Origin of the sequence: Arachnia propionica (assembly GCF_003932785.1) — a bacterium.
Taxonomy (GTDB): domain Bacteria; phylum Actinomycetota; class Actinomycetes; order Propionibacteriales; family Propionibacteriaceae; genus Arachnia; species Arachnia propionica_B.
The window spans coordinates 1-11,728 of the sequence record NZ_RQYT01000013.1; the positions used below are offsets into that span (position 1 = coordinate 1).

General features: G+C 70.0%; 11 protein-coding genes. 1 reads left to right on the forward strand and 10 read right to left on the reverse strand.

Annotated features, from left to right (window positions below):
- The 7 genes from EII35_RS07205 to EII35_RS07235 all read right to left on the reverse strand — a co-directional run.
- Positions 1-371: DUF6301 family protein (locus EII35_RS07205; protein WP_148098935.1), on the reverse strand; the 371-nt coding region annotated here is incomplete at its 3' end.
- A gap of 9 nt (positions 372-380) precedes the next feature.
- Positions 381-2,888: a hypothetical protein gene (locus EII35_RS07210; protein ID WP_125227792.1), complete on the reverse strand. Its 2,508-nt coding sequence runs from the start codon at positions 2,886-2,888 to the stop codon at positions 381-383.
- Positions 2,885-3,289, reverse strand: a complete 405-nt coding sequence (locus tag EII35_RS07215) for a DUF6507 family protein (protein WP_125227793.1) — start codon at positions 3,287-3,289, stop codon at positions 2,885-2,887. The genes EII35_RS07210 and EII35_RS07215 overlap by 4 nt, the downstream gene beginning before the upstream one ends.
- Before the next feature lie 114 nt (positions 3,290-3,403).
- Positions 3,404-4,426 (reverse strand): SIS domain-containing protein, encoded by a 1,023-nt coding sequence (locus EII35_RS07220; protein ID WP_125227794.1) that lies wholly within the window; start codon positions 4,424-4,426, stop codon positions 3,404-3,406.
- A 6-nt stretch (positions 4,427-4,432) separates the two neighbouring features.
- Positions 4,433-4,624: a Trm112 family protein gene (locus EII35_RS07225; protein WP_125227795.1), complete on the reverse strand. Its 192-nt coding sequence runs from the start codon at positions 4,622-4,624 to the stop codon at positions 4,433-4,435.
- The gene (locus EII35_RS07230) at positions 4,621-5,988 is read right to left on the reverse strand and encodes a phosphohexomutase domain-containing protein (RefSeq protein WP_125227796.1); all 1,368 of its coding nucleotides are present in this window, start codon (positions 5,986-5,988) and stop codon (positions 4,621-4,623) included. The genes EII35_RS07225 and EII35_RS07230 overlap by 4 nt, the downstream gene beginning before the upstream one ends.
- A gap of 16 nt (positions 5,989-6,004) precedes the next feature.
- Positions 6,005-6,382 (reverse strand): DUF3499 domain-containing protein, encoded by a 378-nt coding sequence (locus EII35_RS07235; protein WP_260465052.1) that lies wholly within the window; start codon positions 6,380-6,382, stop codon positions 6,005-6,007.
- 37 nt (positions 6,383-6,419) lie between these two features.
- On the opposite strand from EII35_RS07235, the gene EII35_RS07240 reads away from it, so the two are divergent.
- Positions 6,420-6,854 (forward strand): metallopeptidase family protein, encoded by a 435-nt coding sequence (locus tag EII35_RS07240; protein ID WP_125227798.1) that lies wholly within the window; start codon positions 6,420-6,422, stop codon positions 6,852-6,854.
- A gap of 173 nt (positions 6,855-7,027) precedes the next feature.
- Here the strand turns inward: EII35_RS07240 and EII35_RS07245 are convergent, their stop codons facing one another.
- The 3 genes from EII35_RS07245 to EII35_RS07255 all read right to left on the reverse strand — a co-directional run bounded on the left by EII35_RS07245 (position 7,028) and on the right by EII35_RS07255 (position 11,653).
- On the reverse strand, positions 7,028-8,290 hold the full coding sequence (locus tag EII35_RS07245) for a DUF5719 family protein (protein WP_125227799.1): 1,263 nt from the start codon (positions 8,288-8,290) through the stop codon (positions 7,028-7,030).
- Positions 8,290-11,298 (reverse strand): glycosyltransferase family 2 protein, encoded by a 3,009-nt coding sequence (locus tag EII35_RS07250; protein ID WP_125227800.1) that lies wholly within the window; start codon positions 11,296-11,298, stop codon positions 8,290-8,292. Before EII35_RS07250 ends, EII35_RS07245 begins: the two co-directional genes overlap by 1 nt.
- A 97-nt stretch (positions 11,299-11,395) precedes the next feature.
- Positions 11,396-11,653, reverse strand: coding sequence for a WhiB family transcriptional regulator (locus EII35_RS07255; RefSeq protein WP_125227801.1), 258 nt, complete (start codon positions 11,651-11,653; stop codon positions 11,396-11,398).
- Positions 11,654-11,728 lie beyond the last annotated feature (75 nt).

The window sequence follows — 11,728 nt, forward strand, 5'->3', positions numbered from 1 at the left end:
TGCAACTTCCAGATGAAATCAATCATGTCAACATCCGTCATCACACTCCACGGCTCACCCCAAGCACCACAAAACGCCTCCACATACCTGGCCCAGAAATCCACCACCCCAACATTCCCCGACAGATCCTCAGCCCAACTCCTAACCAGGTCAAAGCTCACTTTGAAAAGATTTCCACCCTCATCTTCCCCCGTGACCAAAACAACTTGGGACTCCCCCCCTTCCTCATACCTGTACTCATCATCCCACTTGGTGGGCTCCCACCCGAACTCCGCCGCCAACCCCGGAATGTCACCCATCTTCACCGGAGCAGGCAACCCCGCCAGACGCTCGATCCAGGTCCGGGCCGTCTCGAAAGGAATGTGTCTCACAGCCGTCTCCTATTCAGTGATGAGCTCGAAGGTGTCGCCGCCATCCCAGCGGAGGCGCACCTCTGCCCCGAGGTTGAACTCCCCGGCACGCAGCGTGCCGTCCGGTCGGGCATTGACGAACTGGTAGCGCACCACCACCTCGCCCCGGCGCAGCGCCTCGAAGAAACCGGGATGCTCCCCGGCGTCGCGCAGCGCGGTGAGTCGCTCAGCCAGCCGGGGATCCCCCTTGCCGGAGAGCAGGTCATGCAGGTAGGGCAGCGTGCCCTGCTGGGCCCCGCCACGCGACCCCAGCCTGGGGCTGTTGCCACCCTTGTTCTCGCCGAAGGCGATCTCATAGCGCTCCGGCTGGACGGCCTGCTTGCTGGGCGGCTCGATGTCCGGGCCGCTGATCCCCACCTGATCCATGGTCCCCGACCCCGGAGAGGCATGACTATTAGGGGAACCGCCGGTCTCCCCCAGGATCACCCTGCGCCCCTGATCCTCAAGGGTCAGGTGGCCACCACGATCGCCCGCCCACTCCGAGGCCTTCTGCAGCTTCAGTTCCGCTTCTCCAGCATCCTCGAGCAGCTTCTGGTGATGTTTCAGCGCTGCCCTCTCGGCATCGGTCAGGTCCAAGGACTTGGATTTTCTCTCAAGTGCATTGGCGAGAGTACTGTAGCCCCTGGTGTCGACATCGACCCCGGGATCGACCCGGGCCAGCCACTCCCGGGCGAACTCCAAGGACTCCTTGGCCGCCGCCCGTGCCTTGCGGGTGGCGCTGCGGATCTCCTCCCAGGCCTTGGCGGCCTGCTTGAACTCGGCCTGTCGGGCCGCATCGGCCCAGTCCCGCGCCGCCGGGGCCTGGGTCCAGTCGTGGTGGTGGACGATCCTCGCGTCCCCGGCGTAGGGATCCTCGGCGAACTTCGCCCCGTCCACCGAGGAGCGCAGCTTGCCCTGCGTGTCCCGGAAGGTGCCCTCCGGGTCGCTGGCGTAGTGGCTGCGCCCATCCCCTCGATCCTCCGGCAACGGCTTGCCGTTCTCATCGACGATCAACGGGTTCCCATGCCGATCCCGACGCACCGGGTCAGCCGGTTCCGGCAGGTCGGGCCCCTCCGGTGTGGGGCGACGTGGCGGCTCCGCGTCCCCCGACCAGTCAGCGGCCCGACGGGGAACCCCCTCCTCACCCGCACCGTGACTCCTCCTGGACCCACCACGGGCCAGATCCTCATCGACCACCGTCTCTACCAGACCATGCGAGCCCCAACGCCCCGGTGAACGCCCGCCCCCGCCGACGTCGGCCCCCGCCAGGGCAACCTTTCTCCAACCATTTCCGCTGACCTGGTCCAGCCCCTGCGCCACCTGATTCGCCAACCGTGTCAGCTTCTCATCCAACGGACCCATGATCCGGTCCCAGCCCGCTCGCCCGAGGGAGCGCAACCGCTGTCCGACATGGACCAACGGCTGCGTCACCCGGTGCGCCCCGGCGCCGACGATCCCCAGCACAGGATGAATCCCGGCCGGTACCGGAACCTTCCCCCGGGTCATCCGGCGGATCATCCTGCCGAAACCGAGGACCGGTATCATCCCGGTCACCGTCTTCGCCCCGGCCCGATGGAAGTCCTCCTCATAGGCGTGCCAGCCGTTCTCACCCCTCAGGTGGGCCTGATGATCCCACTGAACCCCCTCGCCCCAGACGGTGGCGAGCTTGTTGAGATCCGCCTTGTACTCATCACTCGGGTTGAAGGACAGCATCTCCTGCGGCGTGCCCGCTGCCACCTTCACATGCGTCCACACGAAGTCCCTGACCCCGTCCCAGGCGTTCCCGAAGTTCTCCCAACTGTGGTTCCCGTGCTCGTCATAACCAGCAAGGGCACTGATCCCGTCCTTGAACTCCTCCACGTTGTCCCAAGCACCGTACATCCACGACTCGAGGAAGTTGCGTGGCGCAGGCTCCCCGGGTGCCCCCCACGGATACTCCTGAACCTGGTCGAACTCCGCCGGCAATCCCGACGACGGCGCCAGACACTCCATCGCCCCGTCCAGACCGATCGACCGCAACTCGTTCTCACAGGCACTGATCTCATCAACCACCTGCCGGTGCAACTGGTTGTACCTGGCCAACAGGTCCTTGTTCCGCTCCACCGCCTGATGATCGACCCGCCATCCCTCACCGCCGGGATACTCCTCCAGCACCGAGGACCGGAACTCACGCGCGTCGTTCTCCAGGGCCTCCAGACGTGGCTTGATGATCCGCAACGCTTCCGCGTACTTCACGAGCGGTTTCGACGCCTTCAGCAGGTCCTCCCTGATCCGCGCCGCCGCAACCGTCGCCGGGGCCATGATCCGGTACACGGCCTCCTGCTCAGGGGACTCATACACAGAAGGCAACCGACGCCACACCTTCGCCACCCCGTGGGCCTTTCGCAGGATCTCCAGACCCATCCTGCCCAGTCCCTCACCGGCCTGCTCCACGGCCTCCGGGTCCAGTCCGAAGGAGCGGCAGATGAACTTGTCCGGATTGATCAATCCGTCGCTCACGGCGTCTCCTCCCCGGCCTGTGAGGCCAGCTCCTCGAAGAAGCTGAAGTTCCCGCTCTCGGCCGCCCGGAACATCTCACTCTCGACCGCCGATGCCCGGGTTGCCCGCACCGTCGCATCCATCTCCAGCTGGGCATCGAGATAGGTGTTCGCAGCCGCCGTGACCCCCACGATGCCGGAATCCACGTGGTTCACGATCGCACGGAAGTTCTCCTCGTGTGCCTGCAGAATCCTGCCCACCGCCTCAGGAATGCCCGCCGACAGGGCAGGACACCACGTCAGCCCCGCGGTGATCACCTCCAAGGAGTTCGGACCCATCGCCTTGGACAACTCGCCCCGGGCCGACTCGGCGCTCTCCAGCACCTCCCTCACACCGGACGGGTTGATCTTCCACTCACTCACCTGCGGTCGCCCTCTCGTTCGCCCTCGGGACCGTGACACTCTCGCACAGCTCGCCGAAGAACGACACCGGATCGAGACCTACGGCCAAAAAGACGACAGGAGAGGGTGCGCGGATCAGGTCACCGTGCCACGACCCACACCGAGATAGGCGGCGGCGTAGCGACCCTGCTGCAACAGGGTGACGTACCGCTCCACGTCCAGGGCCCCGAGCTCCGCATCCCCGGAGTTGATCCGGCACACCCGCACCCCCACCGAGTCGGCGAGGTTCATCAGGCGCGACGCCGTCCCAGCCAGTTCCGAGGGGACCAGATCGGCATCGAGCAGCAGCAGCGTGGGGCAGATCTCCGTCTCCCCCTCGAAGGGGTCGCTGAACACGTCGCGGGGTGTGGTGCCACGCAGCACCGCCTCCAGTTCCTCCGCGTCGGCGGCGAGGGCGACCCGCCCGCTCGCCCGGCGCAACGCCTCCGCGATCCGCCGTGAGGCACGTCCGGCAAGAGTGGTGCCGCCCCACACCAGCGGGACGGAGTCCGCCAGGCCGATGGCGAGATCCTTGCCCGGGTTGTCCCCGATGGGCCTGGACGGCGAGCACATCGCGGCGACACTGTCCGCCGCGGCCGCCGCGAGTTCCACGTCGACGGCGGGACCCAGGTCGAGCTGCCCCAGCAACGACAGGACCGCGATCGCCGCAGCCATCGGGTCGTCCGGGGGCGTGGGCAATCGGGTGCAGTTGGTTCCCGTCCCCGCCGCGGCCAGCGCCGAGTCGGCAGGGGCGGCGACGATCACGGTGGCCCCCCGCCGAACCGCCTCCGAGACGCAACGGATCTGCCAGGCGTGGGCGTCGTGGGATCCGAGGGCGACGACGAGGTCCAGCGGCCCCACCCATGCAGGAAGCACGGGGCCCGGCCAGGCCATGAAGGGCACCGGACACACCGGTTCCAGGACAGCACGCACCAGGCGCGCCTCCGCGCCGAGCACCAGGACCCCGCGCGGCCGGTCGGCACGGCTCAACCGGCCAACGGGTTCACTGCCAGCGGCCCGCCGGATGCGAGCGCCTGCGGTGGCGAGCCACCACAGCGACTCGGTGGCCTCCAACCCGTCGGCCTCGAGACGGGAGTCATCGAACCAGGTGGTGGACATGACGGCCTACCGGGTGCTGCGGGCCTGGTCGACAACGAGGACAGGGATGCGGTCCTTGACCGGGTAGGCCAGCCCGCAGGTGGCGGCCGTGCAGACCAGTTCGGTGCGGTCGTAGTCGACGGCGAACTTGGCGTGGCAGGCGGGGCAGGCGGCGATGGCCAGGAACTCCGGCGACAGATCCATGTCGGCTTCACTCATGACAGTTCTCCTCGTGACGAACGAATGATCTGGAGCACCTCATCGCGCAGGGCCGCCATCGTCCCGGCGTCACGGGCCTCCACGTTGAGCCTGAGCAACGGCTCGGTGTTCGAGGGGCGCAGGTTGATCCACCACCCCGCCTCGGCATCCCGGATGGTCAGCCCGTCGAAGGTCTCCGACTGGCCGCGCCCGGCGAAGGCACGCGCCACGGTGGCGGTGACCGCCGCATGGTCGGCCACCTCGGAGTTGATCTCCCCGGAACGGTGGTAACCGTCGAACTCGGCGGCCAGCACGGACAACGGCACCCCCTTCCCTCGAACGAGCTCCAGCACATGGAGGGCCGCCAGCATCCCGGTGTCGGCGCCCCAGAAGTCCCGGAAATAGTAGTGGGCGGAGTGCTCCCCACCGAAGACGGCTCGGTGGGTCGCCATGAGGGCCTTGACATGGGTGTGACCCACCTTGGAGCGGACCAGCCTCCCCCGGCCCTCGACGGCGTCCGCGACGGCCTGGGAGGTGATGGCATTGACGATGATGGTGCCACCGGGTTCACGGGACAGCTCGGACAGGGCGATCATCGCCGTCACCACGGATGGATCGACGACCTCGCCCCGCTCATCGATGATGAAACAGCGGTCGGCGTCGCCGTCGAAGACCAGCGCCAGGTCAGCGCCGTGCTCGCGGACCGCGGCCTGCGCGTCGACGAGGTTCTCGGGCTCCAGGGGGTTGGCCGGATGGTTGGGGAACGACCCGTCGGGGTCCAGGTAGAGCCCGATGAGGTCGACGTGCCTCTCGGCGAGCACCGCCGGGGCGACCAACCCGCCCATCCCGTTCCCCGCGTCCACGACGACCCGGAGCCTGCGCCCCTGACCCGTTGGGACGAGCCGAGCCAGGAAGGCGACGTAGTCACCGACGATGTCCCGGTGGGTGTGGGAGCCGCGTGGCTGCTCCCCCAGCTCGATGTCGGCCGCGCGACGCCGCAGGTCCGCGGTGAAGGTGGCGGCGACGGGTGCCGCGTCGGGAAGACAGAACTTGATCCCGTTGTACTCGGCGGGGTTGTGGCTCGCCGTGAACTGCACCCCCGCCAGGTGGAGCATCCCCGAGGCGAACCACAGCTGATCCGTGGAGGTCAGCCCCACGTCGACGGCGCTGGCGCCGACCCGACGCGCCCCGTCGATGAACGCCGTCGCCAGTTCCTCCCCCAGATGACGCATGTCGCGCCCCACCACGAAGGAGCCCCCGTCGAGTCCCAGCTCCGCCACGAAGGCGGCTCCGAGTCGTCGCGCGCCGTCCAGGTCCCACTCCGGCTGTTTCCCCGTGACGATCCCCCGAATGTCATTGGCCTTGAAGATCTGCTCAGCAAGCATGCCCTGAGCCTATCCCTCACTCGATGGCGGGGAGGAGGCGAAGATGACGGCCACTTGGCGGAGGAGGCGGCACGTGGTCGTCCTGGTCGACGAACTGGGCCGGCGTCGAGGGCATCGGGTCGTCGTGGCGCAGCCCGATCTCCCGCACCGCGTTGGCGAGCGCCAACAACTCGTCGTCCGGCTCCTCCTGGCGGGGACGCCGGTCGAACGGGATGCGGATCACCTCCCAGCCCGAGGGGACGGAGGTGCGTGCGGCGTGCGTGGCGCACAGGTCGAAGGCCCCCGGCACCGGGGACACGGCCAGCGGGCCGAGGACAGCCGTCGAGTCGGCGTACACGTAGGTGAGAGTGGCGACGGCCGGTTGGCCGCACGCGGATCGGGAACAACGGCGCACCAAGGAAGCCTAACTCCTGGGCCACTAGAGTGTCCGCATGCCACGCAATCGGGACCGACACGAACGGGGGCTGCGGGGGCCGCTGGCCCTGCCCCACGCCTGGGGACGACGCACCGTCCCCCTGCATCGCCCGCGTCGCACCGAGTACTTCAACCAGTGCGTGACCTGGGCACTGGAGGAGATCGCCGCCGTCGATCCCCAGGCCCTCAACGGCATCATGGTGGGGGTCGAGGAGGTCCCCTTCCTGCGGACCGCCTGGTCCGGGGACCGGGTGCCGATGTCGGCGGCCCTGGAGCCCACCCGTGGCCGCCCCGCCCAGATCGTCATCTACGAGCGCCCCCTGGAGCACCGCGCCTCCAGCCGGGGTGCGCTGCGCTCCTTGGTGCACCGCACCATCGTGGAACAGCTGAGCGCCCTCACCGGGCGCCCCCTCAGCGACTTCGTCGGGGACGACCCGGACTGGGAGGACTAAGAGGGTGCGCGGATAGGCGAATCCACTGCGGTCGCCCCGGTGACCCCTTGGCTGCGTTGTCCTCCTTGAACGCACGATCCAGTGCGCTCTTCGTCGTCCGCCTTGCCATGAGGTCACCGTGACGATCCTCGTCACGATCCCCCTATCCGCGCACCCTCCAACACGTCCTTTCCTCAGTGGAGGCCGGGGTCCAGCTCCGCCCCGATGGGGGCCACGGAGACGCTGTCGGCGGACTCGAGGGGCGCCACCCACGTGCCCGCCTCACCGGTGGAAACCACCGCCCCGAACACCTCCGTCGGCGCCTGGACGCTCACCAGGTGCCCCTCCGTTGTCTCCGCGGTGAGCGGCAGGGCGACGGTCATGCCGGCGCCGACCTCGAGGGTCTCGACGCTCTCCCCCGCCTCGGTGACGACGGTCACGGTGGCGGTGGTCGTCTCGGATCCCGGGTTGGTCACCTGGAGGGTGCCCCCGGGCGGGGCGAGGGTGCGAACCGTCCTCCCCGCTTTGACGGGGGCGACCTGGGCGCCGTCTCCGTTCACCACGGCGAGACCCGCCAGCACCTCGAGATCCGAGGTGACGCGGATCGCGGCGGCCTCACCGGCGAGGGCTCCGGCCAGGGGAACCACGACGGTGGAGCGCGGCGGGATGCTGATGGACTCCGCCCCGCCGGGGGTGTAGGCGGGGGTGGTGCCGTAGGCGGTGAGGGTGGCCGTCGCGCGGTCCTCGCCCGGGTTGGCGAGCACCACCGAGGCCTCGGGGACCCCCGCCATGACACCGGGGAGCCAGTGGCTGGTCGCGGCCTCACCGGGAACCGCGGCCGTCCCGCTCGTGGCGGTCGTGGTGACGGCGACGACGGCGGCGCGGCCGCGGCTGGCCTGGAACACCACACCGACGGGCGTGGCCTCCGAGGTCAGCACCGACAGGGCGATGGTCTTCTGGGAGCGGGGACCGAGCGCGATGCCTCGGGCTCCCAAGGACTGGATCTCCCCGTCGGGGCCGAAGAGCGTCAGGTCGATGGCCGCCTCGGAGGAGTCAGGGTTGACGATCCGCAGCTCCGTGTTGGCGGTGGCGGGCAGCGAGATGACGCCCCGCGAGACGGGGCGGACACACGGGGTGAGGGTGCGCACCGCATCAACGCCCGTCATGGCAGCGCCGACGGGACCCTCCGTCCCCTCGGCCACGACGGGCAGGGTCTGCTCCGGCAGGACCGCCCGGGTCTGGGGTGTCGGGGCCGCGTCCAGGGCCGCGGCCGAGTGGATCCCGGCGAGCCGGACCGTCGCCCCCTCCGCTGCGGGGATGCACACGACCTTGGTGCTGCGCGTCGTCTCGACGGTGGTGCCCCTCGGCAGGTCCGCCGGGGTCAGGCGGGTGATCCCGAACAGGAGCGCGGCGAAGAGGACACATCCGACGAGGGTTTCGAGCATTCGCTTCAACATCAGTCCTCCAGTCCTCGCCGGGCCGAGGTGGCCCCTCCTGCTGTGGGTGCGGCCAGGGCGATGAGCGCCAGCAGCACGAAGACCTGCCAGCCGAAGGCACCCCACGCGGGACGCAGCCCCCAGCTGAGGGTTCCGCCGGTCCCCGCCGGGAGGGTGAAGCCGACCGGCGGCCCCTCCAGCGCCTCCTCCAGGCGGACCCCGTCGACGCGCACCTCCCACCGGGTGTCCTCGGCCTCGGCCAGGGCGAGCAACCGCTCGGAGTCGGCGGCCTCGACGTGCCCGTCGACCACGGGGACCACCTCGGTCCCGGTCTCGATCCGGACCCTCGAGGGCAGCCCGACGACGGTCCAGACCACCGTGTCGTCATCGGCCGGGTTGCGCGTGAGTCCTGCCGCGTTCCCCACGGCCGCCAACTGCTCGGCGCTGAAGCCGCGCATCCACACGTGGCTGATGCCGCTGCGAGCCAACCGCTCCGCGAGGTCCTCCGGGGCGTCGCCGCCCCCGAAGAGCTGGACCAGGGCGGCGTGGTCGGCCTCGAAGGAGCCGGCCGGGTGCCGCTCCCCCGAACCCCAGCCCGGCTGGGTGGCGTCGACGATGTTCCACGCGATCCGTCCCTCCTGCACGGCCTGGATCATGAGCACGCGTGTCCCACGGGGGGAGGCCATCACGTCGCGCACGTAGCCGGGCAGCGCCGACGGACGGTTCGTGACCGGCCCGGCGAATCCCAGGACCACCCACACGCCGAGGGCGAGGCAGGCGACCCCGGTCAGTGCCCCCAGGACGACGCGTCGGTCCGTCCGGGGCCGTTCCTCGTTCTCCCGCAACGCCACGATCGGGGCGAGCAGGGCGGCGACGATGAGCAGCGCCCACCCGGACAGCAGGGGACGTGCCTCACCGCCGTGGACCGGGATCGCGAGGCGGGAGAGCAGGGCCCCCAGCACGACCGGCACCCCCACTCCGAGGAGGACCAGCAGGCGCTGTCGGGGCATGGTGAGCCGGGCCGTGGCGTAGGCGGCGGCCAGGCCGAGCACCGCGAAGAAGATGATGTTGGCCACCGCGGGGAATCCCGACGGCAGGATGCGGCCGGCGAACAGGGCGAGGTCGGCCGGGATGAAGGTCGGCCACGCCAACGGATCCGGACCGGTCAGCATCCGACCCGGCCAGGCGACGAGGGTGGGCACCCACGGTGCCATGAACGCCGCGGGCAGCAGCACGATGATGAGCACCTCGACCAAGCGGTGACGACGCAGCACCACCCACACGACCCCGGCGATCGCGGCCAGCACCCACAGCAGCGGCCATGCCGCCGTGCCGATGAGGAGCCAGAAGGCCGCCCCCGCCGGGGCACGCAGCCGTTCCGCCCCCGCGGACTCATCCGTGACGATGACGAGGAGGGCGTGGGCCAGGGCGGGGAACACGATCGCGAGGGCCATGCCCCCGACGTCGCCGGCCGTGACGAGACCGAGCAGGAGGGTGGCAGCCGCCCACACGCCCGACACGATCGCCGCGGTCCCCTGGGTGACGTCGAGGCGACGCAGCAGCGAGTGGGCGCTCAGCGCCGCGAGCAGCGGCACGAGGACCAGGGCCGCGATGACGAGCCACTGGGGGATGCCGAGGGTGAACATCGACAGGAAGGCGCCGATGGACAGCCAGGGGGCGTTGGCCCCGGGGGTGTCGACGACGGGGGTCAAGGCACGGGACCACGCCGCCTGGAAGCCGTCGGGGGCGGGGAGCAGGCCCCCGCCGAAGACCTCCCCGCCCCCCAGGAGGGTGCGCGCGGCGATCGCGCCGCCGAGCACGAGCAGGGTGGTCAGGAGGGCGACCGGGGTGAAGACGCGTCGACGAGTGGGGCCGCCCGCGTAGTCGTCCCCGGTCATCTCGTCGATGCTGATCCCGGACTCCTGGTTGGTGAAGTCCCGGTAGCGCTCCGCGATGCCCGAGCCCAGCTTGTCGAAGGCGTTGCGGACCGGCCAGAACCGGTTGGGCAGCAGGGCCGAGACGTCGCGCGGTTCGCCCTGCACGCGGGAGCGCAGGTTGCGTACCCGGTCCGGCTCCGCGACGAGGCGGCGGGCCGCGCGGATCTCCGCCTTGGCGAGGCGCGGGGACTTCAGCAGCAGGAACCCGAGTGCCCGCAGCCAGCTCACGACCACGAGGGCGAGGATCCGCCGCGGTTTCCCGCCCCGGGACGCGACGAGACGCAGGGCCGCCAGTCGATCCTCCTCGTGGGGGTCGACGCCGTGTTGGGTGGTGCGCTCCCCCGTCATCCCCGCCTGACGGTGGGTGAGGGCCGCCTCCGGCCAGGTGGTGACCCTCCCCCCGGCCTCGTGGGCACGCCAGCCGAGCTCGACACCGTCGCGGTGATGGGGAAGCTCCGGGGCCAGACCGCCGAGCCCCCGCCAGGCGGCGCCGCGGATGAGCAGGCCGGCGGTCGATCCGCCGAGGGTCTCCTTGGCCCGGTCCTGCCCCTGGTCGATGTCCCCCTCCTCGACGCTGCTCACCCTCCGACCGGAGCGCGTGATGGTCTGTCCGATCTCGGACAGGGTCTCGGGGTAGTTGCGCCGGCGGGGCTGCAGCAGCTTCGGGAACAGCAGGTCGGCGTTGGTGAGGGCCGCGCCGCGGAGCAGCTGCCCGAGGGCGTCGGGTGCCGGGGCGGAGTCGTCGTGGAGCAGCCAGATCCAGGGCTCGTCACCGCGCAGCACGTGCTGGACGGCCTGCCCGAATCCCCAGCCGGGGTCCCCGTTGACGACGGCGTCGAGGACACCCGCGGCCCGCGCCTGTTCGAGGATGGATCTGGAGGAGTCGGTGGAGCCGTTGTCGACGGCGATGATGCGTCCCGGACGGGGATTGAGCGCCTGGAGGGCCCTCAGCTGCCGCACGATCCAGTCCGCCGCGTTGTGGACGACCATGACGGCGACCACGTCCATGGGGTTGATGGGGTTGGGGACGTCGTCGTCGGGTTCCTCGTCGATCCATGACCACAGGTCGTCGATGGCGCCATCGGAAGTCAAGCGGATCCCCTCCTGTCAGCCGCCCCTCCCGGCGGGAGGGGCTCGCGTTGACGATAGCCCAAGGACCGTGCCGGAGCCAGATCCTCCGGGGCAGGAGTCAGATCGCCTGACGCTTCAGCTTGCGCCGCTCCCTCTCGGACAGTCCCCCCCAGATGCCGAACCGTTCGTCGTGGGCCAGCGCGTACTCCAGGCATTCGCTGCGCACGGTGCAGCTGGAACAGACGCGCTTCGCCTCGCGGGTCGATCCCCCCTTCTCAGGGAAGAAGGCCTCCGGATCGGTCTGCGCGCACAGGGCATGCTGGTGCCACGCAAACTCTTCGTCCGCCCCCGCCGTGAGTTCCCAGATGTTGTCCATGCCTCCCCCTTTCACCTGAAAATTACACACGCGCAATTCCAGGGAGTCAAGCGCGTTCGGCGAGTCGGCTTGCAA

Bases quoted from the DNA above. Each gene is read 5' to 3' on its own strand.
- EII35_RS07245 (WP_125227799.1), bottom strand. From the start codon at position 8,290: ATGTTGAAGCGAATGCTCGAAACCCTCGTCGGATGTGTCCTCTTCGCC.
- EII35_RS07230 (WP_125227796.1), bottom strand. From the start codon at position 5,988: ATGCTTGCTGAGCAGATCTTCAAGGCCAATGACATTCGGGGGATCGTC.
- EII35_RS07240 (WP_125227798.1), top strand. From the start codon at position 6,420: ATGCCACGCAATCGGGACCGACACGAACGGGGGCTGCGGGGGCCGCTG.
- EII35_RS07255 (WP_125227801.1), bottom strand. From the start codon at position 11,653: ATGGACAACATCTGGGAACTCACGGCGGGGGCGGACGAAGAGTTTGCG.
- EII35_RS07225 (WP_125227795.1), bottom strand. From the start codon at position 4,624: ATGAGTGAAGCCGACATGGATCTGTCGCCGGAGTTCCTGGCCATCGCC.
- EII35_RS07220 (WP_125227794.1), bottom strand. From the start codon at position 4,426: ATGTCCACCACCTGGTTCGATGACTCCCGTCTCGAGGCCGACGGGTTG.